This window comes from Streptomyces sp. Ru71 (assembly GCF_002920535.1).
Classification (GTDB): Bacteria; Actinomycetota; Actinomycetes; order Streptomycetales; family Streptomycetaceae; genus Streptomyces.
This window is the reverse complement of the sequence record NZ_PQSS01000053.1, coordinates 21,354-44,563: the sequence shown is the minus strand read 5'-3', so window position 1 is coordinate 44,563 and position 23,210 is coordinate 21,354. Positions and strand designations below refer to the sequence as shown.

20 protein-coding genes are annotated in these 23,210 nt (G+C 72.2%); 12 read left to right on the top strand and 8 right to left on the bottom strand.

Going from position 1 to position 23,210, the window contains the following annotated elements:
- Window positions 1-11: 11 nt before the first annotated feature.
- The 4 genes from rhaS to C3489_RS26325 form a co-directional block, all read right to left on the bottom strand.
- Window positions 12-1,094 (bottom strand): rhamnose ABC transporter substrate-binding protein, encoded by a 1,083-nt coding sequence (gene rhaS / locus C3489_RS26340; RefSeq protein ID WP_103784560.1) that lies wholly within the window; start codon window positions 1,092-1,094, stop codon window positions 12-14.
- Between the two features lie 101 nt (window positions 1,095-1,195).
- On the bottom strand, window positions 1,196-2,182 hold the full coding sequence (locus C3489_RS26335; protein WP_103784559.1) for an ABC transporter permease: 987 nt from the start codon (window positions 2,180-2,182) through the stop codon (window positions 1,196-1,198).
- Entirely contained in the window at window positions 2,175-3,248 is a 1,074-nt protein-coding gene (locus C3489_RS26330) for an ABC transporter permease (protein WP_103784558.1), read from the bottom strand. The genes C3489_RS26335 and C3489_RS26330 overlap by 8 nt, the downstream gene beginning before the upstream one ends.
- Window positions 3,245-4,759: a sugar ABC transporter ATP-binding protein gene (locus C3489_RS26325; RefSeq protein WP_103784557.1), complete on the bottom strand. Its 1,515-nt coding sequence runs from the start codon at window positions 4,757-4,759 to the stop codon at window positions 3,245-3,247. The genes C3489_RS26330 and C3489_RS26325 overlap by 4 nt, the downstream gene beginning before the upstream one ends.
- Before the next feature lie 301 nt (window positions 4,760-5,060).
- Between C3489_RS26325 and rhaI the strand changes: the two genes are divergently transcribed.
- From rhaI to C3489_RS26265, 12 genes are all read left to right on the top strand, one after another.
- Window positions 5,061-6,221: an L-rhamnose isomerase gene (gene rhaI / locus C3489_RS26320; RefSeq protein WP_103784556.1), complete on the top strand. Its 1,161-nt coding sequence runs from the start codon at window positions 5,061-5,063 to the stop codon at window positions 6,219-6,221.
- A 140-nt stretch (window positions 6,222-6,361) separates the two neighbouring features.
- Complete coding sequence (locus C3489_RS26315; protein ID WP_103784555.1) at window positions 6,362-8,401, top strand: bifunctional aldolase/short-chain dehydrogenase; 2,040 nt, start codon at window positions 6,362-6,364, stop codon at window positions 8,399-8,401.
- Between the two features lie 56 nt (window positions 8,402-8,457).
- Window positions 8,458-9,846, top strand: coding sequence for a rhamnulokinase family protein (locus tag C3489_RS26310; protein WP_103784571.1), 1,389 nt, complete (start codon window positions 8,458-8,460; stop codon window positions 9,844-9,846).
- A gap of 71 nt (window positions 9,847-9,917) precedes the next feature.
- Window positions 9,918-10,673 (top strand): (Fe-S)-binding protein, encoded by a 756-nt coding sequence (locus C3489_RS26305; RefSeq protein ID WP_103784554.1) that lies wholly within the window; start codon window positions 9,918-9,920, stop codon window positions 10,671-10,673.
- Window positions 10,670-12,148, top strand: coding sequence for a lactate utilization protein B (locus tag C3489_RS26300; protein ID WP_103784553.1), 1,479 nt, complete (start codon window positions 10,670-10,672; stop codon window positions 12,146-12,148). Before C3489_RS26305 ends, C3489_RS26300 begins: the two co-directional genes overlap by 4 nt.
- Complete coding sequence (locus C3489_RS26295) at window positions 12,145-12,786, top strand: lactate utilization protein C (protein WP_103784552.1); 642 nt, start codon at window positions 12,145-12,147, stop codon at window positions 12,784-12,786. Before C3489_RS26300 ends, C3489_RS26295 begins: the two co-directional genes overlap by 4 nt.
- 129 nt (window positions 12,787-12,915) lie before the next feature.
- A complete protein-coding gene (locus tag C3489_RS26290; protein WP_258054950.1) occupies window positions 12,916-15,249 on the top strand; it encodes a HAMP domain-containing protein in 2,334 nt (777 codons plus the stop codon).
- Between the two features lie 6 nt (window positions 15,250-15,255).
- Window positions 15,256-16,488, top strand: a complete 1,233-nt coding sequence (pgsB, locus tag C3489_RS26285; RefSeq protein WP_103784551.1) for a poly-gamma-glutamate synthase PgsB — start codon at window positions 15,256-15,258, stop codon at window positions 16,486-16,488.
- Window positions 16,485-16,967, top strand: a complete 483-nt coding sequence (locus C3489_RS26280; RefSeq protein WP_103784550.1) for a poly-gamma-glutamate biosynthesis protein PgsC/CapC — start codon at window positions 16,485-16,487, stop codon at window positions 16,965-16,967. The genes pgsB and C3489_RS26280 overlap by 4 nt, the downstream gene beginning before the upstream one ends.
- 29 nt (window positions 16,968-16,996) lie before the next feature.
- Window positions 16,997-18,046, top strand: a complete 1,050-nt coding sequence (locus tag C3489_RS26275) for an NlpC/P60 family protein (RefSeq protein ID WP_103784549.1) — start codon at window positions 16,997-16,999, stop codon at window positions 18,044-18,046.
- Window positions 18,047-18,151: 105 nt separating this feature from the next.
- Window positions 18,152-19,009: a MoxR family ATPase gene (locus C3489_RS26270; protein WP_103784548.1), complete on the top strand. Its 858-nt coding sequence runs from the start codon at window positions 18,152-18,154 to the stop codon at window positions 19,007-19,009.
- Complete coding sequence (locus C3489_RS26265; protein WP_103784547.1) at window positions 19,006-20,373, top strand: VWA domain-containing protein; 1,368 nt, start codon at window positions 19,006-19,008, stop codon at window positions 20,371-20,373. The genes C3489_RS26270 and C3489_RS26265 overlap by 4 nt, the downstream gene beginning before the upstream one ends.
- A 22-nt stretch (window positions 20,374-20,395) precedes the next feature.
- On the opposite strand, the gene C3489_RS26260 is transcribed toward C3489_RS26265, so the two are convergent.
- From C3489_RS26260 to C3489_RS26245, 4 genes are all read right to left on the bottom strand, one after another.
- Complete coding sequence (locus C3489_RS26260; protein WP_103784546.1) at window positions 20,396-20,758, bottom strand: cupin domain-containing protein; 363 nt, start codon at window positions 20,756-20,758, stop codon at window positions 20,396-20,398.
- Between the two features lie 190 nt (window positions 20,759-20,948).
- Window positions 20,949-21,920 (bottom strand): pyridoxal-phosphate dependent enzyme, encoded by a 972-nt coding sequence (locus C3489_RS26255; protein WP_103784545.1) that lies wholly within the window; start codon window positions 21,918-21,920, stop codon window positions 20,949-20,951.
- A gap of 35 nt (window positions 21,921-21,955) precedes the next feature.
- Window positions 21,956-22,633, bottom strand: coding sequence for a transcriptional regulator (locus C3489_RS26250; RefSeq protein ID WP_103784544.1), 678 nt, complete (start codon window positions 22,631-22,633; stop codon window positions 21,956-21,958).
- Window positions 22,634-22,721: 88 nt separating this feature from the next.
- Complete coding sequence (locus C3489_RS26245; RefSeq protein WP_103784543.1) at window positions 22,722-23,147, bottom strand: CBS domain-containing protein; 426 nt, start codon at window positions 23,145-23,147, stop codon at window positions 22,722-22,724.
- Window positions 23,148-23,210 lie beyond the last annotated feature (63 nt).

Here is a 23,210-nt window from a genome sequence, read left to right as displayed (position 1 = left end):
CCCCGGGTGGCTCAGAAGTGGTACTGGTCGATGTTCCTGGCGTCGAACACGGTCGGCTTGCCGAGGCTGATCACGCCGTCCTTGCCGATCGTGTACGTGGTGGAGCCGGCCTTGAAGGTCTCGCCCTCCCTGCCGGTGATCTGGCCGGAGGCCAGCGCGACGGCGGCACGGGCGGCGAGGTCGCCGAGCTTGGCCGGGTCCCACAGCTCGAACGCCTCGACGGTGCCGTTCTTGACGTACTTGCGCATGTCGTTGGGGGTGCCGAGGCCGGTCAGCTCGACCTTGCCCCTGTACTTGGAGCCGGACAGGTACTGGGCGGCCGCCTTGATGCCGACGGTGGTCGGGGAGATGATCCCCTTCAGGTTCGGGTGCTCCTGGAGCAGGCCCTGGGTCTGCTGGAAGGACTGCTGCGGGTCGTCGTTGCCGTAGGCGATCTTGACGAGCTTGACGTCCTTGTACTTGGGGTCCTTCAGCTCGTCCTTCATGAAGTCGATCCAGGTGTTCTGGTTCGTCGCGGTCTGCGCGGCGGACAGGATCGCGATCTCGCCCTTGTAGCCGATCTGCCGCGCGAGAAGCTGCACCTCGGTGCGGCCGAGGTCCTCGGCGGAGGCCTGCGAGACGAAGGCGTTGCGGCAGTCGGTCTTGGTGTCGGAGTCGTAGGTGACGACCTTGATGCCGTTGCTCATGGCCTGCTTCAGCGCGGTGCACAGGGCGCCGGGGTCCTGCGCGGACACGGCCATCGCGTCGACCTGCTGCTGGGTGAGGGTGTTGACGTAGGAGACCTGCCCGGAGGTGTCGGTGGCACTGGACGGCCCGACCTCCTTGTACTTGCTGCCCAACTCGGCGAGCGCCTGCCGGCCGCCCTTGTCGGCGGTGGTGAAGTAGGGGTTGTTGACCTGCTTGGGCAGGAAGCCGACGGTCAGCCCCGTCTTGGTGACGGCATGGGGATCGGCCTTGCCGGCGGCGGCCGCGGCGCCCGCCCCCTCTTTCTGAACGTCGCTCTTGGTGGTGCCGCCACAGGCGGTGAGAGCGAGGGCGAGAGAGGTCCCGGCGGCGAGGGCGGCACAGGCACGGCGGAGTGATGACTTGGGCATGGAGGGGAGTCCTTTGAAAACGAGGGGTGACCTGAACACGCCCCCAAGGGGCGCGGGGAACTGCGCGACCAGCCACAACCGGCCCGCAGCCGAAAGACGGCCTAACCAGCGGAGCGAGCCGCGGAGCGTGCCGCGCGGGCGACGGCGACCTGACGGGCAACACGAGGCCCGAGCACGGACACGACGAGCAACACCCCGGTCACGACGATCTGCGACTGCGCCGAAACGTTCAGCAGACTCATCACGTTCTGCAGCGCACCCAGCAGGAACACCCCGGCGATCGCGCCGCCCAACGTGCCCTTGCCGCCGTCGAAGTCGATCCCGCCGAGCAGCACGGCGGCCACGACGGACAGTTCGAGCCCCGTGGCGTTGTCGTACCGCGCACTCGCATAGTGCAGGGCCCAGAAGACGCCGGTCAGCGAGGCCATGAGACCGGTCGCGACGAACAGGATCAGCTTGGACCGCTTGACGCGGACGCCGGCGAACCGCGCCGCCTCCTCACTCGCGCCGATCGCGAACAGCGACCGCCCGAACGGCGTGGCGTGCAGCACGAGGACGGCGACGACGAGCAGGGCGAGGAACGGCAGGAACGCCCGCGGCAGGAAGCTGTCCCCGATCCGGCCGGCGGCGAAGTCCAGGTACTGGGACGGGAAGTCGGTCACCGCGTTCGAGCCGAGCACGATCTGCGCGATGCCCCGGTACAGGGCGAGCGTGCCGATGGTGACGGCGAGCGAGGGCAGGCCCAGCCGGGTCACGAGCAGGCCGTTGACGAGCCCGCACACCACGCCGAGCAGCAGGCACAGCGGGATGATCGTCTCGATGGCCATGCCCTCGTTCCACAGCCGGCCCATCACCGCGCCGGACAGCCCGGCCGTGGAGGCGACCGACAGGTCGATCTCCCCGGAGACGACGAGCAACGTCATCGGCAGGGCGATCAGGGCGATCGGCAGGGTGTTGCCGATCAGGAAGGACAGGTTCAGCGCGTTGCCGAAACCGTCCACGAAGGAGAACGACAGCAGGAGCAGGACGATCAGCAGGGCGCCGACCACCGTGTCCCAGCGGACGGCACGGGTCAGGGACTCAGGCATGTCGGGTGTCCCCCTTCTGCGGGAGCGGCTTCACAGGGGCCGGCTTCTTCTTCAGGGCGGCGGCCACCCGCAGGGCGACGACCCGGTCGACCGCGATGGCGAGCAGCAGCAGGGCGCCGTTGATCGCGAGCACCCACACGCTGCTGACGCCGAGCGCGGGCAGCACGCTGTTGACGGAGGTCAGCAGCAGCGCGCCGAGGGCGGCGCCGTAGACGCTGCCGGAGCCGCCGGTGAAGACGACGCCGCCGACCACGACCGCGCTGACGACGGTGAGTTCGTAGCCGCTGCCGGTCCCGGAGTCGACGTTGCCGAACCGGGCCAGGTACATCGCGCCGGCGAGTCCGGCGAGCGCGCCGCAGAAGGTGTACGCGGCGAGGATCCGCTTGCGCACGGGGATGCCGGCGAGCCGGGCCGCCTCGGGGTTGGAGCCGAGCGCGTACAGCTCGCGCCCGCTGCCGTAGTGCTTGAGGTAGTAGGCCGTGGCGACGAGGACGACGAGCGCGATCAGCGCCAGGTACGGCACCGCCCGGATGCCGCCGGAGCCGAAGTCGACGAAGGAGCCGGCCAGGTCGGCCGCGGTGATCTGGCGGGAGCCGACCCAGATGGAGTCGATGCCGCGGATGATGTAGAGGGTGCCGAGGGTGACCACGAGCGCGGGCACCTGGCCGAGGCTGACGAGCAGGCCGTTGAGCAGCCCGAAGCCGATACCGAGCAGCACGGCGAGGACGACGGCCACGACGGGGTTTCCGCCGCCCTGGAGGTAGGTGCCGGCGGCGAAGGCGCTGATGCCGAGGACGGAGCCGACGGACAGGTCGACGTTGCGGGTGATGACGACGAGGGACTGTCCGGTGGCGACCAGCACCAGGATCGTCGCGTTCAGCAGCAGGTCCTTGATGCCCTGCTCGGACAGGAACTCGCTGTTGCCGGCCTGGGTGACGGCGATCATCACCAGGAAGACGACCAGGATGGCGAGTTCGCGCATCTTGAAGACGCGGTCGACGAGACGGGTGCCGCCGGACTTGGGCACGTCGGCGACGGGGGTGGGATCGGGGGTGATGACGGTCATGCCGCCCTCCCCGTGGCCGCGGCCATCACGGTCTCCTCGGTGGCGTCGGAGCGGGGGATCTCGGCGGTGAGCCGGCCCTCGTGCATCACGAGCACGCGGTCGGCCATGCCGAGGATCTCGGGCAGATCGGAGGAGATCATCAGGACGGCGACCCCGTCGGCGGCGAGCTGGGACAGCAGCCGGTGCACCTCGGCCTTGGTGCCGACGTCGATGCCGCGGGTCGGCTCGTCCACGATGAGCACCCGGGGGCGGGTGGCCAGCCACTTGGCGAGGACGACCTTCTGCTGGTTGCCGCCGGAGAGGGTGGAGACGGCGTCCGCGATCCGGGCGTACTTCACCTGGAGCCGGACCGCCCAGTCGAGGGAGCGGCTGCGTTCGGCGCCGCGGTCCATCAGACCGGCCTTCACGGTCGTGCGCAGGCCGGTGAGGCCGATGTTCCGCTCGATGGACATGTCCATCACCAGGCCCTGGGCCCGCCGGTCCTCGGGCACGAGCGCGAGTCCGGCGGCCATCGCGGTGGAGGGCGCCCCGTTGGTGAGCCTGCGGCCCTCGACCTCCACCTCGCCGGCGTCCCAGCGGTCGATGCCGAACACGGCCCGCGCGACCTCGGTGCGGCCCGCGCCGACCAGGCCGGCGAGGCCGACGATCTCCCCGCGGCGCACCTCGAAGGAGACGTCCGTGAACACGCCCTCCCGGGTCAGCCGCCGTACGCTCAGGGCGACTTCGCCGGGCCGGACGTCCTGCTTGGGGTAGAGCTCGTCGAGGTCGCGGCCGACCATGCGGCGCACCAGGTCGTCCTCGGTCATGCCGGCCAGCGGCTCGCTCGCGATCCAGGCGCCGTCGCGCAGGGTGGTCACCTTCTGGCAGATCTCGAAGATCTCCTGAAGCCGGTGGGAAATGAACAGCACCGCGGCGCCCTGCTCGCGCAGGGTGCGCACCACGCCGAAGAGGCGGGCCACCTCGCTGCCGGTGAGCGCGGCGGTCGGCTCGTCCATGATCAGCACGCGGGCGTCGAAGGAGAGCGCCTTGGCGATCTCGACGATCTGCTGGTCGGCGATGGACAGCCCGCGCGCCGGGCGGTCCGGGTCGAGATCGACGCCGAGGCGCTGCATCAGGGCGAGCGTGGCGGCGTGGGTGGCCTTGTGGTCGATCCGGCCGAGGGCCTTTCTGGGCCGGCGGCCCATGAAGATGTTCTCGGCGATCGACAGGTCGGGGAAGAGCGTGGGCTCCTGGTAGATCACGGCGATTCCCGCGTCGCGGGCGTCGCCGGGGCCGTGGAAGGCGACGGGCTCGCCGTCGAGCAGCACCTGGCCGGCGTCCGGCCGGTGCACTCCGGCGAGCGTCTTGATCAGGGTCGACTTGCCGGCGCCGTTCTCCCCGGCGAGGGCGTGCACCTCGCCGGGGAACAGCTCCAGACAGACGTCCCGCAGGGCCCGTACGGCACCGAAGGACTTGGAGACGTCCTTCAGCGCGAGCACCGGGGCCGGCCCCGAGGCGGACGGGTGGGTCATGAGGGCTCCTCGACGACGCCGGCGGGTCGCACCCTCGGGGCGTCGTGAAAGGTTTCAACTGGATTGCCGGGACCGTAGGCAGCGGCGCTCGCCCGCGTCAATGGGTTCGTATCGAAAAAATTTCGACGCCAGAAGGTCACGCACAGGTTACGACGAACACGGCCCGACCGGGGTCTTGACACGCCTCCGGGGGGCTCATAGCTTCGCCTTCTGAATCGTTTCACCGATGCTGTTCATTGATGCTGTTCATCGATGCCGCCGCATCGATCCCACGTTCACCGATGCCATCAGGAGTCCGGAAGTGACCGACCTCGCCGCGGTGAAGGCCGCGCTCAAGACCCAGGCCGTCGAGACGCCGTCATGGGCGTACGGGAACTCCGGCACCCGCTTCAAGGTGTTCGCCCAGGCGGGCGTACCCCGCGACCCGTTCGAGAAGCTGGACGACGCCGCCCAGGTGCACGCCGCGACGGGCGTCGCGCCGACGGTGGCCCTGCACATCCCCTGGGACACGGTGGACGACTACGGGGCGCTGGCCAAGCACGCGGAGGAGCGCGGGCTGAAGCTGGGCGCGATCAACTCCAACACCTTCCAGGACGACGACTACAAGCTCGGCAGCATCTGCCACCCGGACGCGGCGGTGCGCAGGAAGGCCGTCGACCACCTGCTGGAGTGCGTCGACATCATGGACGCGACGGGCTCCACCGATCTGAAGCTGTGGTTCGCGGACGGGACGAACTATCCGGGGCAGGACGACATCAGGGCCCGGCAGGACCGGCTCGCCGAGGGGCTGGCGGAGGTGTACGAGCGGCTCGGGGACGGGCAGCGGATGCTGCTGGAGTACAAGCTGTTCGAGCCGGCCTTCTACACCACCGATGTGCCGGACTGGGGGACGGCCTACGCCCACTGTCTGCGGCTCGGCGAGAAGGCGCGGGTCGTCGTCGACACGGGGCATCACGCGCCGGGGACCAACATCGAGTTCATCGTCGCCACGCTGCTGCGGGAGGACAAGCTCGGCGGGTTCGACTTCAACTCGCGGTTCTACGCCGACGACGACCTGATGGTGGGGGCGGCCGATCCCTTCCAGCTGTTCCGGATCATGTACGAGGTCGTGCGCGGGGGTGGGTTCACCTCCGAGGTGGCGTTCATGCTCGACCAGTGTCACAACATCGAGGCGAAGATTCCGGCGATCATCCGTTCGGTGATGAACGTTCAGGAGGCCACGGCGAAGGCGCTGCTGGTCGACCGCGCCGCTCTGGCCGACGCCCAGGCCTCGGGTGACGTCCTCGGCGCCAACGCCGTGCTGATGGACGCGTTCAACACGGATGTGCGGCCGCTGCTGCGGGAGGTTCGGGAGGAGATGGGGTTGGATCCCGAGCCGCTTGCCGCGTATGCGCGGTCCGGGTGGGGCGAGAAGATCGTGGCTGAGCGGGTGGGTGGGCGGCAGGCCGGTTGGGGGGCGTGACGCGTCTGCCGGGTTGTTGTCCGTTGCGGGGTGCGGGTCCGTTGTGGCTGGTCGCGCCCACGCGGCGGAGCCGCATATCGATGCGGCCCCGCGCCCCTAGGGAAGTCCACTCACCCTTTTCAAGAAGCTGAGGAATCTCCATGACCACCCACCCCGAGGCCGCTGCTCTGCTCGCCCGTTCTCATCGGCTCGGCTCCGATCCGCGGAATACGAACTACGCCGGCGGCAACGCGTCCGCCAAAGGCACCGACACCGACCCCGTCACCGGTGGGGACGTCGAGCTGATGTGGGTGAAGGGGTCGGGCGGCGACCTCGGCACGCTCACCGAGAGCGGGCTCGCCGTGTTGCGGCTCGATCGGTTGCGGGCGCTCGTCGGGACGTATCCCGGGGTCGAGCGCGAGGACGAGATGGTCGCCGCGTTCGACTACTGCCTGCACGGCAAGGGCGGGGCCGCCCCGTCGATCGACACGGCCATGCACGGGCTCGTCGACGCCCCGCACGTCGATCATCTGCACCCCGACTCCGGGATCGCGCTGGCCTGTGCCGCCGACGGCGAGAAGCTGACCGCCGAGTGTTTCGGTGACACCGTGGTGTGGGTGCCCTGGCGGCGGCCCGGGTTCCAGCTGGGACTGGACATCGCCGCGATCAAGGAGGCCAACCCGCAGGCCATCGGGTGCGTGCTCGGCGGGCACGGGATCACCGCGTGGGGTGACACCTCGGAGGAGTGCGAGCGCAACTCCCTGCACATCATCCGCACGGCGGAGACGTTCCTCGCCGAGCGCGGCGACGCCGAGCCGTTCGGGCCCGTGATCGAGGGCTACCAGCCCCTGGACGAGGCCGAGCGGCGCGAGCGGGCCGCCGCCCTCGCCCCGCACGTCCGGGCCGTCGCGTCGCAGGACAGGGCCCAGGTCGGGCACTTCGACGACTCCGACGTCGTCCTCGACTTCCTGGCACGGGCGGAGCATCCGCGGCTGGCGGCGCTGGGCACGTCCTGTCCCGACCACTTCCTGCGGACCAAGGTGCGGCCGCTGGTGCTGGACCTGCCGCCGACCGCACCGCTCGACGAGGCGGTGGCGCGGCTGAAGGAACTGCACGCCGCCTACCGCGAGGAGTACGCCGCCTACTACCAGCGGCACGCCACCGCCGACTCCCCCGCGATGCGCGGCGCCGACCCGGCCATCGTGCTGGTGCCGGGCGTGGGCATGTTCTCCTTCGGCAAGGACAAGCAGACCGCGCGGGTGGCCGGCGAGTTCTACGTCAACGCCGTCAACGTGATGCGCGGCGCCGAGGCCGTGTCGACGTACGCGCCCATCGAGGAGTCGGAGAAGTTCCGGATCGAGTACTGGGCGCTGGAGGAGGCCAAGCTCCAGCGCATGCCGAAGCCCAAGCCGCTGGCCACCCGGGTGGCTCTGGTGACCGGCGCGGGCAGTGGGATCGGGAAGGCCATCGCCCACCGGCTGGCCGCCGAGGGTGCGTGTGTCGTGATCGCCGATCTGAACGGCGAGAACGCCGCCAAGGTCGCCGAGGAGCTGGGCGGGCCGGACCGGGCCGTCGCCGTCACCGTGGACGTGACGGACGAGGAGCAGATCGCCTCGGCCTTCCGGGCCGCCGTGCTCGCCTTCGGCGGGGTGGACCTGGTCGTCAACAACGCCGGGATCTCCATCTCCAAGCCGCTGCTGGAGACGTCCGCGAAGGACTGGGATCTGCAGCACGACATCATGGCGCGCGGTTCCTTCCTGGTGTCCCGGGAGGCCGCCCGGGTGATGATCGCGCAGGGGCTCGGCGGTGACATCGTGTACATCGCCTCCAAGAACGCCGTCTTCGCCGGGCCGAACAACATCGCCTACTCCGCCACCAAGGCCGACCAGGCCCACCAGGTGCGGCTGCTGGCGGCCGAGTTGGGCGAGCACGGCATCCGGGTCAACGGCGTCAACCCGGACGGTGTGGTGCGCGGCTCCGGGATCTTCGCGGGCGGCTGGGGTGCCCAGCGGGCCGCCACCTACGGCATCGAGGAGGAGAAGCTGGGCGAGTTCTACGCGCAGCGGACCATCCTCAAGCGGGAGGTGCTGCCCGAGCACGTGGCGAACGCCGTCTTCGCGCTCACCGGCGGCGATCTGACCCACACCACCGGTCTGCACATCCCGGTCGACGCCGGCGTCGCCGCCGCGTTCCTGCGGTGAGCGGGCGCGTGAAGGCGTACGCCGCTGTCGACCTGGGCGCCTCCAGCGGGCGGGTGATGGCCGGGCGGGTGAGCACGGACTCGCTGGAGCTGACCGAGGCGCACCGCTTCCCCAACCGGCCCGTGCGCACGCCCGAGGGGCTGCGCTGGGACATCCTGGCGCTGTACGCCGGGGTGCTGGACGGGCTGCGGGCGGCCGGCCCGGTGGACTCGGTCGGCGTCGACAGCTGGGCCGTCGACTACGGCCTGCTGGATGCCGACGGGGCGCTGCTGGGCAACCCGGTGCACTACCGGGACGCGCGCACCGAGGGTGTCGCGGAGAAGGTGTGGGCGACCGTGCCGGTGGCCGAGCTGTACGCGGCGACCGGCATCCAGTACGCGCCCTTCAACACGCTCTACCAGCTGGCGGCGGCCTCGGGCACCGCCCAGTTCGAGCGGGCACGGCGGCTGTTGCTGATCCCCGACCTGGTGACGTACTGGCTGACCGGTGAGCAGGGCACCGAGCTGACCAACGCCTCCACCACCCAGCTGATCGATTCCCGGACGCGGTCGTGGTCGCGGGAGATCGCCGACCGGCTCGGGATCGACCTGGGGCTGTTCGCGCCGCTGCGGGAGCCCGGCGATCCGGCGGGCGTGCTGCGCGCCGAGGTGCTTGAGGAGACGGGGCTGACCGGTCCGGTGCCGGTGACGGCGGTGGGGTCGCACGACACGGCGTCGGCGGTGGCCGCGGTGCCGGCGGCGGCCGAGCGGTTCGCCTACATCTGCACCGGCACCTGGTCGCTGGCCGGTCTTGAGCTGGACGCGCCGGTGCTGAGCGAGGAGAGCCGGGCCGCCAACTTCACCAACGAGCTGGGCCTGGACGGCACGGTCCGCTACTTGCGCAACATCATGGGGCTGTGGCTGCTCCAGGAGTGCCAGCGGGCCTGGGGCGAGCGGGATCTGGGGGCGCTGCTGCGGGAGGCGGCCGCGGCCGAGGCGCTGCGGTCGGTGGTGGACGCCGGGGACGCGGCGTTCCTCGCGCCGGGCCGGATGCCGGAGCGGATCGCCGAGGCGTGCCGTGCCTCCGGTCAGCCGGTGCCCGGCACGCCCGGGGAGATCACGCGCTGCATCCTGGACTCCCTGGCGCTCGCCCACCGGCGGGCGGTTCAGGACGCGCAGCGGCTCGCCGGCCACGCCGTGGACGTCGTGCACGTCGTCGGTGGCGGCACCCGCAACGCGTTGCTGTGCCAGCTGACCGCCGACGCGTGCGGGCTGCCGGTGGTGGCGGGGCCGACGGAGGCGGCGGCGCTCGGCAACGTCCTGGTGCAGGCCCGGGCGCACGGGATCGTCGGCGATCTGACCGATATGCGGCGCCTGCTGGTGCGCACCCAGCCGCTGACGCGGTACGAGCCGCGCGGCGGCACGGAACGCTGGCGGGCGGCCGAGGCCCGGCTCCCTGTGCGGTGAGCCGGGCCTCTCCGCGCCCCCGGGCGCCGATTACCCTGCACTCGTCCGATGATCGATCACAAGGAGCCGCGATGCGTGTCGCCCTGTTCCTGACCTGCGTCAACGACACGCTCTATCCGGACACCGGCCGGGCCGTGGTGCGGCTGCTGAACAGGCTGGGCGTCGAGGTGGACTTCCCCACCGCGCAGACCTGCTGCGGTCAGGCCCACTACAACACCGGCTACCGGCACGAGGCGGAACCGCTGGCCCGGCGCTACGCGGAGGTGTTCCGCGACTACGACGCCGTGGTGACGCCGTCGGGTTCGTGCGGGGCGATGGTGCGGGAGCTGTATCCGCGCATGGGTGAGCGGGCGCGGGCCGAGGGGCGCGGGGACTCGCTGGCCGCGGCGCTGGCTCCGGTGGCGCCGAAGACGTACGAGCTGACGGAGTTCCTGGTGGACGTGCTGGGGGTGACGGACGTCGGCGCCTGGTATCCGCACACGGTCACCTACCACCCGACCTGCCACGGGCTGCGTTCGCTGGGGCTGGGCGACCGGCCGCTGCGGCTGCTGCGGGCCGTCAAGGGGCTGGAGTTGGTGGAGCTGCCGGGCGCCGAGGAGTGCTGCGGGTTCGGCGGCACGTTCGCGGTGAAGAACGCCGACGTCTCGGCGGCGATGGGGGCGGACAAGGTGCGCAACGCCGAGTCGACCGGCGCGCAGGTGCTGTGCGCGGCCGACAACTCCTGTCTGATGCACATCGGCGGGACGATGGCCCGGCTGAAGGTGGGCATGCGGCCGGTGCACATCGCGGAGATCCTGGCGAGCACTCAGGAGGAGACGGCGGTATGAGCGGGACGTTCGTGGGGATGCCGGCCTTCCCGAAGGCCGCGCGCGAGGCGGTGAACGATCCGACGCTGCGCGGCAATCTGCGGCACGCCACCCACACCATCCGTGCCAAGCGGGCCAGGGCGGTCGCGGAGGTGTCCGACTGGGCGGCGCTGCGGGAGGCGGGTGCCCGGATCAAGGACCACACGCTGCGTCACCTCGACCGCTACCTCGAACAGCTGGAGGAGTCGGTCACCGCGGCGGGCGGTGTCGTGCACTGGGCGGCCGACGCCGAGGAGGCCAACCGGATCGTCACCGAACTGGTCAAGGCCACCGGCGAGTCGGAGGTCGTCAAGGTCAAGTCGATGGCGACGCAGGAGATCGGGCTGAACGAGGCCCTGGAGGCGGAGGGCATCCGCGCCTACGAGACCGATCTCGCCGAGCTGATCGTGCAGTTGGGCAAGGACCGGCCCTCGCACATCCTGGTCCCGGCGATCCACCGCAACCGGGGGGAGATCCGGGACATCTTCCGCTCCCAGATGGCCGACTGGGGCCGCCCGGCCCCCGAGGGCCTCACCGACACACCCGCCGAACTCGCCGAGGCGGCCCGGCTGCACCTGCGGGAGAAGTTCCTGCGGGCCAAGGTCGGCATCTCCGGCGCCAACTTCATGGTCGCCGAGACCGGCACCCTGGTGGTCGTGGAGTCCGAGGGCAACGGCCGGATGTGCCTGACCCTGCCCGAGACGCTGATCTCGGTCGTCGGCATCGAGAAGGTCGTGCCCACCTGGCGGGACCTGGAGGTGTTCCTGCAGACCCTGCCGCGCTCCTCCACCGCCGAGCGCATGAACCCGTACACGTCGACCTGGACCGGCACCACCGAGGGGGACGGGCCGAGCGTCTTCCACCTGGTGCTGCTCGACAACGGGCGCACCGACACCCTCGCCGACACCGTCGGCCGCCAGGCCCTGCGCTGCATCCGCTGCTCGGCCTGCCTCAATGTGTGCCCGGTGTACGAGCGGGCGGGCGGGCACGCCTACGGTTCGGTCTACCCGGGTCCGATCGGCGCGATCCTCAGCCCCCAGCTGCGGGGCACGGCAAGCGAGATCGACGCCTCGCTGCCGTACGCGTCGTCGCTGTGCGGGGCGTGCTACGAGGTGTGCCCGGTCGCCATCGACATCCCCGAGGTGCTGGTGCACCTGCGGGAACGGGTCGTCGAGGGCGGCCCGGCCACCCGGGGCGGCAACAAGGTCGTGCTCAGGCCCGCCAAGGGGCACGCCGCCGAGCGGGCGGCGATGCGGGCGGCGCGCTGGGCGTTCACGCATCCCGGTGCGCTCGCCGCCGGGCAGCGGCTGGCCTCGCGCACCCGCCGGTTCCATCCGCGCACGCTGCCCGGGCCGGGCCGGGCGTGGACCGGGAGCCGGGAGCTGCCGGCGGTGCCGGCGGAACCGTTCCGGGACTGGTGGCAGCGCACTCGCGGCGGGAAGGACGGCGACAAGTGAGCAGCAGGGAGCGGATCCTGGGCCGGGTGCGACGCGCCCTGGCCGACGTGCCGGCGGACGACCCCCCGTACGAGCGGGCGGTCCCCCGGGACTATCTGCGCGCGCACGGAGAGCGGACCGTGGAGCAGACGGTGGAGCTGCTGGCGGAGAACCTGGCGGACTACCGGGCGATCGTGCACCGCACGGACGACGAGGAGCTGCCCGACGTCATCATGCGGCTGCTCGCCATGCGCGGATCCGACCAGGTCCTGGTGCCGCCGTGGCTGCCGCCGGACTGGATGTCGTCCGCCGATGCCACCCGCGTCCACGACCGTGCGGTGAGCACCCCGCACGAGCTGGACAAGGTCGGCAGCGTGGTCACCGGCTGCGCGGTGGCGATCGCCGAGACCGGCACCATCGTCCTGGACGGCTCCCCCGACCAGGGCCGCCGCCGGATCACGCTGATCCCCGACCACCACATCTGCGTCGTCCGGGTGCCCGATCAGGTCGTCTCCTCGGTGCCGCAGGCACTCCAGCGCCTCGACCCCACCCGCCCGTTGACGTGGATCTCCGGCCCGTCGGCGACGAGCGACATCGAGCTCGACCGCGTGGAGGGCGTGCACGGACCGCGCACCCTGGAGGTCGTGCTCGTCCACTGAGCGTGGTGCACCCAAGGGGGCCGACGGGACCTCGCCCCAGCGGTTGACCTGGCGCATCCGAGAGGCAAGGATGGCACGTATACGACGTAAACGTGTTGCGTAAGCATACGTGTCGGAGGTGCCGCTCGGATGACCGTCCACGCGGAGAACGTCCCCCGGGCCGCGGTGCGCCGGACGGCCCGGCAGCCCGTCCCCGACGGCACACAGAGCGCCCCGTACCGCTCGGAGACCGGTCACGACGCCAGGCCGCTCGCCATGCCCCTGCTCGGCGGCCTGCGCCCGCCGCTCACCGCGCTGCTCGCCCTCCTCGTGCTGGTCGCCGGGGCCACGGCGTTCGTCCTCGGCCGGGTCCAGGACGACGGCGTTCCGCGTGCGGTGAGGGCCTCGCAGCAGCACGTGGCCGAGGACGGGGCCACCGCGTTGGGCGCCTCCCTGAACGAGAGCGCCACGGACCTGCGCCGAGCGGCCTCGATGTTCAACGCCGCGCCCCCGCAGGACCCGGGCTCGGTGCTGGCCACGCTCGGCACCTGGTACCACAAGTGGCGGGGCACGGCGATACTCGACCTGCCCTCGGGACGGCTGCTCGCCGCCCACGGCGAAACCGTTCCGCTGGCCGCCGAGGACCTCGACCATCTGGCCGAGGGGCTGCCGCCGCGCCTGGTCCACCAGGGCTCGGGGCAGACCCGGCTGCTGATGTTCGCCCTGCTGTCCCGGCCCGGCGGGCAGCAGCTGCTCGTCGCGTCCGACAGCCTGCGGGTGCCGAGCATCGGCGTCGGCACGGGCCGCACGCTCCAGGTGGCCGACTCCCACGGCCGCCTCCTCGCCGCCGAGGGGCCCGGCGCCCTCGGCGAGGGTGCCCGGGCCCTCGCCCGGGACGCCGTCCACGCGGCCGCGGGCACGCCCCTGGCCGAGACGGCCGCTTCCCGGGGCTTCCCGGGACCGAGCGGCAGCCTGCACCGCGACGCACCGGGCGGCTCCGGCACGGTGGTCGGGTTCGCCGCCCTGGATCCCCGGCTCGACCGGGCGCACAGCGATCCCGCCGGAGCACTCGGCCTCACGGTGATCACCGCGGTCCAGGTGCCGCAGAAGGTGGCGGGAGCCGGTCACCCGCTCTTCTGGCTGGCCGTCGCCGGCACGCTGCTGCTTCTCGCCGCGGCCGTGACGGGCACGCTGTTCACGCTCGTCCACAAGCCCGTGACGAAGCTCCTCACCGAGGCCGGGCGGCTCGCCCGGGGCGATGTGAAGCGACCGGTGACCGTGCCCCGCCACGGCGAGCCCGCCCGTATCGGCGCCGCCCTGGAGTCCCTGCGCCGGCAGCTCCTCGGAGCGCCGCCACGGCCGGGCCGCACGACATCCCGCCGGCTACGGGCCCGTCCCGGGGCACGCGCCGTCGTGGCGCTGTGCGCCCTGGTGCTGGCGTGCTGGGCGGCCCCTCTGCTGTCGGGGCTCAACCGCCCGCAGGCAGCCCAGGCGCTGCCGCAGCAGTCCGTCACCGACCAGCGGCTGCGCACCGACACCGCGGCCGACCGGGTCCGCCGCAGCCTGGTCGAGGGTTACGCGGATCTCCTCTCCCTCACCGGGAGGATCGCCGGCAGCACCGGGCGTGAGCCGATCCGCCGGACACTGGACGCCACGCTCGCCGAGCACCCCCGCTACCGCTCGATCTACCTCGTCGACTCCGGGAGCGTCGCCGTCCACGTCGGTGGCACGCCGCACGACCCGGGCTCGATCCGCACCACGGCCGGTGTCGCCCTGCTCAACCGCTCGGGCAAGGAACCGGTCATCGCCGCCGTGGCCCAGCTGGGCGACGGCAAGCGCGCCGTGGTCGGCGAGTTCAGGACCGCCTTCGTCAGCGACATCCTCACCAGGCCCGGGCTCGGCAACGTGTGGCTCGTCGACGACAACAAGCGCGTCCTCGCCGCCGACCAGGGCTTCATCGCCTTCGCCGGCCTGCCCGACAGCAGGCTCGGCCCGCTCGTCGACGCCGCCACGACGGCCCCGGCCGCCTCCGTGCTGCGCGGACCCTCACCCGCGGTCGCGGCCGCGGCGCCGGTGAGCGGGCCCGGTCCGGTCAACGGCCTGCGCTGGCACGTCGTCTCCGACCAGCCGGTCTCCTGGCTGTCGCTGCCCGCCTACGAGGTCCAGCGGCGCACCATGCTCTCCGGGCTGCTCGGTCTGTCCGCCACCGTGACCTGCCTCGCCTGGCTGTACATCGTGGTGGTCCGGCCGCTGCGGGCCCTGGACGTCAGCGCCCGGGCACTCGCGGACGGGGACCGCCGGACCGTCCTGTACCCACGCCGGCACGACGAGGTGGGCTCGATCGTGCGCAGCCTCGAAATCGTCCGCCAGCACCTGGTGGGGCCAAGCCCTGGCGCGGCTCCCGCTCCCCCCGGAACTCACACCGCCCGCATCCCGCCACCGGGCCGCCGCAGCTCCCCGGTGTTCTCGGGCCGAAGGATCTGACCGACCGTGCTGTTCCTCTACTGCGTCCTGCTGCTGAACTGCCTGGCCCTGCTCGTCGCCGGGGTCGTCGAGCAGCGGCGCCACCTCGCGCAACTGGAGCGCATCCCCACGCGGGTACTGGTCAACGGGATCCGGGGAAAGAGCTCCATCACCCGCCTGTGCGCGGGCGCCCTGCGGGGCGCGGGCCTGGTCACGGTCGCCAAGACGACCGGCACGGCGGCCCGCTTCATCCACCCGGACGGCACCGAGGAGCCGGTCCACCGCAAGTTCGGGATCGCCAACGTCGCCGAGCAGATCGGCATCGTGCGCCGCGCCGCGGCGTACCGGCCCGACGCCCTGGTCATCGAGTGCATGGCGGTGACGCCGGCCCTGCAGGAGATCAACCAGACCAAGCTGATCCGCTCCACCGTCGGCGTGCTGTGCAACGTGCGCGACGATCACCTGGCGGAGATGGGGCCCACGCTGGACGACGTCGCCCGCTCGCTGAGCCGCTCGATGCCGGTGGGCGGGGTCTGCGTCACCGCGGAGCGCGACCGGCTGCCCGTTCTGCGCGAGGAGGCGGCTGCCCGCCGCTGCGAGCTCGTCGCCGTGGACCCCGACGCGGTGACCGACGAGGAGCTGCGCGGCTTCTCCTGGTTCACGTTCAAGGAGAACGTGGCCGTGGCCCTCGCGGTCGCCCGGCTGCTCGGCGTGGACCGGCGCACCGCCCTGGCGGGCATGCGGGAGGCGCCGCCCGACCCCGGCGTGCTCTCCGTCGAGCGGTATCGCACCCGGGGCGGACAGCGGCTCCGCTTCGCGAACGTCTTCGCCGCCAACGACCCCGAGTCGACGCTGATGAACGTCCATCAGCTCATCGGCCTGGGCGCGATCACTCCCCGGCCGCACGTCGTCATCAACTGCCGCCCCGACCGCATCGAGCGCAACAACCAGATGGGAGAGATCGTCCCCCGGCTCGACCCCTCGACCGTCTTCCTGATCGGCCACCCCACCAGGAGCGCACGCAACGGCATCCCCGGCGACTGGGGCGGACGGGTGGTCGACCTCGGCGGTGACCGCCTCGATCCACGACGGATGGTGGACGAGATGCTCGCCGCGCTCGGTCCCGACTCCTCGCTCGTCGCGGTCGGCAACATCCATGGCCAGGGTGAGCGCCTCATCGAGCAGCTCGGGGAGCTGCCCCCGGACGACGCCCCGGCGAACGATCTCCTCGCCCCGCTCAGCTCTGGAGCCGTGCTGTGATCCCCTTCGTGCTCACCCCGGCCATCGCGGCGATCGGCATCGCGCTCGGGCTGCTGTTCTCACTCGTCTGCTATCTGACGACCAACCTGTCCCCGGGCGGAATGATCACTCCCGGATGGCTGGCCCTCACCGTCATCGAGGACCTCCGGCAGGCGCTGATCGTCGTCGCCGTCACCGTGCTCACCTACGTGGGTGCCGTGCTGCTGCAGCGATACGTCATCCTGTACGGGAAGCGGCTGTTCGCCGCGATCGTGCTGACGGGCGTCCTGCTGCAGGCGACCCTCACCCTGACCCTGCACAACCAGTTCCCGCTGATGTACGCCACCCAGACCCTCGGCTACATCGTGCCCGGCCTGATCGCCTACCAGCTGGTCCGCCAGCCCAGCGGCGCCACGCTGCTGTCCACCTCGGCCATCACCCTCGCCACGTACATCGTGCTGGCGGCGGGCCTGCTCCTCGGTGTCATGCCCGCCACCTGACCCGGTCCCACACCTCGCGGAACGAACTCATGAGAGCTGATCAGCGCACGACGAGGACGGTGGGGATCGTCCTCGCGATGCTCGGCCTGCTGGGCGCGACGGCGTTCCTCACCGTCGCGGTGCGGGAGCGGCAGCCCGGCCTGGACGAGGTGGCCTCCCCCCACCTCGGCCGGCACGCGGGCCGGCAGGCGTCCTACCGGTACGAGCGGCTGACCGGCCCGGCCCGCACCGTCGTCCGCGACGCCCGAGGATCCGTCGTCGCGACCCTGACCGACGGCGCGCGCACCGCCGTGCTCACCGGCCCCAGCCGCACCTTCACCGAACCACGCACCACCGCCGCCGTGGTGACCAGCGACAGCTGGGTGCGGCTGATGCCACGGCCCTGGTCCAAGGGCACGGAGGGCAAAGCCTGGTTCCGCGACTGGTTCGCGCAGTACGAGGGCAGCGCGCGGCCCGACATCCTCGCGATGGCCATGCAGTACGGGGACCGGGTGCCGCCCAGGAAGGACGCGCACGGGCTCAGGTACGCCGGCGACGCCCAGTTCGGCCCGCTCAACCCGAAGGGCGCCCTGCACGCCGACCTGCGCCTGGAGTCGTCGGACTTCTACGACTACCTCGGCGTCGCCTGGCGGTTCACGGACGGCCGCCGACTGCACGCGGAACACAAGCGCTACGGCGCGGTCGACTGCTCCGGCTACATACGCCTGGTCTACGGGTACCGTGCCGGATTCCCGCTGAACGCGAGCGACCGTTCACGGGCCCACGGGCTGCCCCGCAGCGCGGACGCCATCGCCCGCAGGGGCCCGGGTGTGCCCGTCATCCCGCTCGGCCAGGCCCGCCCCGCGTCGATCGGCGCGCTTCAGCCCGGGGACCTCCTCTTCTTCGAACTCGACGCACGCACGGGGGCCGCCCTCGACCACGCGGCCATCTACCTGGGCCTGGACACCGAAGGCCACCCGCGGTTCCTGTCCAGCCGCGAGGAGGCCAACGGCCCGACCATGGGTGACCTGGGCGGATCGTCCCGGCTGGACGGCAAGGGCTTCTACGCCAAGGCGCTGCGGGGTGCGAAGCGCCTGTGACGGGACGGGCGGCGCTCCGCCGTATCCGGATGACACCGTGCTGAACAAGCGCTTAGATAGAGGCCGCATCTCGATCCGCCCGCGACCGTACCGCCGGAGGCGCAGTTGTTCACGTCCGTCGACGATGTCTCCGCCCGTCTCGCCGAGACCGGCTATCTGGCCTCCCCGGCCGTGGCCACGACCGTCTTCCTCGCCGCCCGCCTGGGCAAGCCGCTGCTGGTGGAGGGCCCGGCCGGAGTCGGCAAGACGGAGCTCGCCAAGGCCGTCGCCGAGGTCGCCGGGGCCCGGCTGGTGCGGCTGCAGTGCTACGAGGGCGTCGACGAGTCCCGGGCGCTGTACGAGTGGAACCACGCCAAGCAGCTGCTGCGGATCAGCGCCGGCCGCGACGAGACCTGGGACGAGACGCGCACCGACATCTTCAGCGAGGAGTTCCTGCTCTCCCGGCCGCTGCTGACCGCGATCCGCGGCGAGGAGCCGAAGGTGCTGCTGATCGACGAGATGGACAAGGCCGACGTCGAGGTGGAGGGGCTGCTGCTGGAGGTGCTCAGCGACTTCCAGGTGACCGTGCCGGAGCTGGGCACCATCACCGCGACCCGCCGGCCGTTCGTGGTGGTCACCTCCAACGCCTCCCGTGAGCTGTCGGAGGCGCTGCGCCGCCGCTGCCTGTTCCTGCACATCGGCTTCCCCGAGCAGGAGCTGGAGCGGCGGATCGTCCGGCTGAAGGTGCCGGGGCTCAAGGCGGCGCTGGCCGAGTCGGTGGTGCGGGTGGTCGGCGCGCTGCGGGCGATGGACCTGCGCAAGGTGCCGTCGGTGGCGGAGACCATCGACTGGGCGCGTACCCTGCTGGCGCTCGGCGCGGACAGCCTCGACGAGACGGTCGTGCGGGACACGCTGGGCGTGCTGCTCAAACACCAGGACGACGTGCTGAAGGCGGCGGCCAAGCTGGACCTGGACGCCGTATGACGCTCACGGACGGCCGGACGGATCTCGCGGCGCGGCTGACCGGGCTCGTCGCCGCGCTGCGGGCGCACGGGGTGCGGATCGGCACCGGGGAGAGCGTGGACGCGGCGCTGGCCGTCGAGGCGCTGGGCCTGGCCGACCGGGAGCTGCTGCGGGAGGGGCTGGCGGCCACGCTGCTGCACACCGCCGGGCAGCGGCAGGTCTTCGACCCGGTCTTCGACCTGTACTTCCCGCGGACCGTGGGCGGGCCAGGGACCGAACCGGCCGGGCGGGACGAGCTGCGCGAGCGGCTCGCGGCGGCGCTCGCGGCCGACGACACCGCGGGGCTCGGGCGGTTGGCGGCGGAGGCGGTCGACGCCCTGGGCGGATACGGGAGTTCACCGGGGTCGGACGGCTTCTCCGCGTACCAGACGCTGCAGCGGCTGCGGCCGCAGACCCTGCTCGCGCCGGTCCGGGACCGGATGCGGGGGCAGGGCGGTGGTGGCGGGTTCACCGGCCGGCTGCTGGAGGACGAGATCCGGCGCCGCATCGACGCCTTCCGCGCGCTGGTGGCGACGGAGGCGCGGCGCCGGGTGGCGGAGCGGCGCGGTCGGGACGAGATCGCCCGGCGGGCGGTGGCCCCGAGCGTGGACCGGGTCGACTTCCTCTTCGCCGGCCGGGAGCAGCTGGCCGAGCTGCGGCGGACGGTGCAGCCGCTGGCGCGCAAGCTCGCCACCCGGCTGGCCGCGCGGCGCCGGCGTGCCGCGCGCGGCACGATCGATCTGCGGCGCACCCTGCGCGGTTCGCTGTCCACCGGCGGGGTGCCGATGCGGCCGGTGCTGCGGCGGCGCCGGCCCGCCCGGCCCGAACTGGTGCTGCTGTGCGATGTGTCGGGCTCGGTGTCCGGGTTCTCGGACTTCACGATGCTGCTGGTGCAGGCGCTGCACGACCAGTTCAGCAAGGTGCGGGTGTTCGCGTTCGTCAACCGGGTCGACGAGGTGACCGGGCTGCTGGTGCGCGGCGCCGCCGACGCCGAGGGGCTCAGCGGGCGCATCCGCGCCGAGGCCACGCTCACCGGCTGGCACGGCAGCAGCGACTACGGCGTCGCGCTGGGCGAGTTCGCCGAGCGGTACGGCGCCGCGGTGGGCCCGCGCACGACCGTGTTCGTGCTGGGCGACGCCCGCACCAACATGAGCGACCCGAACCTGCCGGCGCTGCGGCACATCGCCGGTCAGGCCCGCCGCGTGTACTGGCTGAACCCCGAGCCTTCGGACCGGTGGGGCACCGGCGACTCGGCCGCGCCCGCCTACGCCGAGGTCGTCGAGATGCACGAGTGCCGCACCGTGCGCCAGCTGAGCGCACTGGTGGGGCGTCTGCTCCCGGTGTGACGCCCCACCGTCCGACCGCCCGTCACTCCTTGGCCTTGGCGTACTCCTTGGCGGTCTGGCCCTCGAAGTCGTAGGCGATGCACTGCTCGTCGCCGACGACCCAGGCGTCGTGTCCGGGCGAGCACACGAAGACGTCGCCCGGGCCGAGCTCGGTCTCGGTGCCGTCGTCCATACGGATGCACATGCGGCCCTGGGCGATGTAGCCGTTGTGGTTCATCTGGCAGCTCTCCGTGCCCGCGATCGGTCCCACGGACTCCGACCAGCGCCAGCCGGGTTCGAACGTCGCCACGGCGAAGTCGCACCCCGTCAGGTGGACTGCTTCGAGGTGCCCTCTGGGGAAATCACGCCGCTCGTCCGGTTTGTCGAGCGTCTTGGCCTCCAGCATGACGCTCCTCCCTTCCTGCCGTCTTCCGGCGGCCGGGCCGGTCTCGCCCCCTGCGGACGCAGGCGTGAGCGGCGGGGCCGGGCCCCGTGCAACCATCGTCCGCCCCCGCGCACACAACCGCCATTCGGGTGAACACGGCGCTCAGTTGCCGCCCTGCAGCCGCTGCTCGGTGCCGCCCGGCAGCCGCCGCTCAGTCGCCGCCCTGCACGAGCCGTGCGAAGCGCTCGGCGTCGACGTTGCCGCCGGAAAGGATCAGCCCGACCCGCGCCGGCAGGCTGCCCACGCGACCGGCCAGCAGGGCGGCGAGCGGGGTGGCGCCGCTGGGCTCCAGGACGATCTTCAGCCGCTCGAAGGCGAACACCATCGCCTGGCGGATCTCGTCGTCGCTGACCAGGGCGATGGCGTCCACGAGCCGCCGGTTGACCGAGAACGTCAGCTCGCCGGGCGTGTGCAGGGCCTGTCCGTCGGCGATGGTGCGCGGCACCGGGATCTCGATCCGCCGGCCGGCCTCCAGCGAGCGCCGGGTGTCGTCACCGGCCTCCGGCTCGACGCCGATCATGCGGATGCCGGGGCGCAGGCTCGTGGCGGCGGTGGCGCTGCCGGCCATCAGCCCGCCCCCGCCGACCGGAACCACCAGGGCGTCCAGTTCCGCGCTCTCCTCCAGCAGTTCGAGCGCGGCGGTGCCCTGTCCGGCCATGACGTGCGGATGCTCGTAGGGCGGGATCAGGGTCAGGCCCCGCTCGGCGGCCAGCGCCTCGGCGACGGCGACCCGGTCGCCGCTGTAGCGGTCGTACGTCACGATCTCGGCGCCGTACCCTGCCGTGGCCGCCCGCTTGGACGGCGGCGCGTCCTCGGGCATGACGATCACCGCGGTGGTGCCGAGTTCACGGGCGGCGAGGGCCACGGCCTGGGCGTGGTTGCCGGACGAGTAGGCGGCGATGCCGCGCCGCAGCTGCTCGGGGGTGAGCCGGGAGGCGGCGTTGTAGGCGCCGCGGAACTTGAAGGCGCCCACGCGCTGGAAGTTCTCGCACTTGAGGAAGACCTCCGCGCCGACGCGCTCGTCCAGGGTGCGTGAGCGCACCACGGGGGTGCGGTGGGCGACGCCCTTGATCCGCTCGGCCGCGTCGCGGACGTCGTCCAGGGTGATCGGCGCGCTGGTCATGCACGGTCTCCTTCGAGGTCGGTTCGGCGCCGAGGTCAGCAACGGTCGGCGGCGGAAGCGGCGGCGCGGGACTGGGCCAGGTAGCTGTAGGCCGAGGCACGGGAGATGCCCAGCCGGCCCGCGACCTGCTCCACCGCGCGGCGCACGGCGAAGACGCCCTGTTCGTCCAGACTGCGGAAGAGGGCCAGGCGGCGGGTGCGGTCGAGGCCGGCCCAGGTCTGGTCCTGCCGGCGCAGATGGGCGTCGACGATCGCGTCGACGACGGAGTCGATGTCGTCGCCGAAGGTGGTGACGGGCGGCTCGGCGGCACCGCCCGCGGCTCCCGCGAGGGCGCCGAGCAGGGCGTGGGCCCGGTCCACGGCGGTGACGTCGAGGTTGACGCACAGGGCGCCGAAGACCGCGCCGGCGGAGTCGCGCAGCACGATCGTGGAGGACTTGACGCGTTTGCCGTCGGCGGTGCGGGTGACGTAGTTCAGGTCGTCGGCCGCCTCGTCGCCGCGGGCCAGGACGCGCATGCCGATCTCGCTCATCGCGCCGCCGACCGCGCGTCCGGTCACCGATCCGGCCACGGCGACGACGGACTGCTCCGGCTGCCGGTAGTCGTGCAGCACGACCTCGCAGACCGGGCCGAGGGTGGCCGCGATCCCGTGCACGACCGGGACCAGGGCGGCGAGGATCGCGTCGCGTTCGGCCTCTCGGGCGGATGCGGTCACCCTGCACTCCCTGGATTGTCAGTCCAATGCCTGGACTCACAATACAAGCAGAGCACATCACACAGGGCAAGTCCCGGGCCGCCGCGCCTCAGTGGCTGGGGGCCGCCGCGCTGATCTCGGCCAGGGCCGAGGTGGAGTCCTCCAGCGTGGAGAGGTCGCCCAGGCTGACCATGCCGACGGGGCAGCCGCCGCGCTCGACCACCGGGAGGCGGCGGACGGCGTGCTCGCTCATCAGCTTGAGCGCGTGGTCGGTGGTGTCGGTGGGGGCGACGGTCACGACCGGGGGCCGGCTGCACACCGAACCGACGGCCGTGGTGTGCGGGTCGCAGCCGTCGGCGACGGCGCGGATCACGATGTCGCGGTCGGTGAGGACGCCGAACAGGTCGCAGTCGTAGGCGACGAGGACGTCACCGACGTCCTGTTCGCGCATGACCCGGGCGGCCCGCTCCAGCGTGGTCATCGGTTCCACCGCGACCGCGCCGGGATGCATCACGTCACGAATGAGCCGGCTCATGGGCACCTCCCATGTCCGCGGAACGCTGACTGCTTGCAGCGTAGCCCGAACGGGCGACGGCAA

Coding starts and splice junctions, on each gene's coding strand:
- rhaS (WP_103784560.1), bottom strand. CDS start 1,094: ATGCCCAAGTCATCACTCCGCCGTGCCTGTGCCGCCCTCGCCGCCGGG.
- C3489_RS26335 (WP_103784559.1), bottom strand. CDS start 2,182: ATGCCTGAGTCCCTGACCCGTGCCGTCCGCTGGGACACGGTGGTCGGC.
- C3489_RS26330 (WP_103784558.1), bottom strand. CDS start 3,248: ATGACCGTCATCACCCCCGATCCCACCCCCGTCGCCGACGTGCCCAAG.
- C3489_RS26325 (WP_103784557.1), bottom strand. CDS start 4,759: ATGACCCACCCGTCCGCCTCGGGGCCGGCCCCGGTGCTCGCGCTGAAG.
- C3489_RS26315 (WP_103784555.1), top strand. CDS start 6,362: ATGACCACCCACCCCGAGGCCGCTGCTCTGCTCGCCCGTTCTCATCGG.
- C3489_RS26310 (WP_103784571.1), top strand. CDS start 8,458: ATGGCCGGGCGGGTGAGCACGGACTCGCTGGAGCTGACCGAGGCGCAC.
- C3489_RS26305 (WP_103784554.1), top strand. CDS start 9,918: ATGCGTGTCGCCCTGTTCCTGACCTGCGTCAACGACACGCTCTATCCG.
- C3489_RS26300 (WP_103784553.1), top strand. CDS start 10,670: ATGAGCGGGACGTTCGTGGGGATGCCGGCCTTCCCGAAGGCCGCGCGC.
- C3489_RS26290 (WP_258054950.1), top strand. CDS start 12,916: ATGACCGTCCACGCGGAGAACGTCCCCCGGGCCGCGGTGCGCCGGACG.
- C3489_RS26275 (WP_103784549.1), top strand. CDS start 16,997: ATGAGAGCTGATCAGCGCACGACGAGGACGGTGGGGATCGTCCTCGCG.
- C3489_RS26265 (WP_103784547.1), top strand. CDS start 19,006: ATGACGCTCACGGACGGCCGGACGGATCTCGCGGCGCGGCTGACCGGG.
- C3489_RS26260 (WP_103784546.1), bottom strand. CDS start 20,758: ATGCTGGAGGCCAAGACGCTCGACAAACCGGACGAGCGGCGTGATTTC.
- C3489_RS26255 (WP_103784545.1), bottom strand. CDS start 21,920: ATGACCAGCGCGCCGATCACCCTGGACGACGTCCGCGACGCGGCCGAG.
- C3489_RS26245 (WP_103784543.1), bottom strand. CDS start 23,147: ATGAGCCGGCTCATTCGTGACGTGATGCATCCCGGCGCGGTCGCGGTG.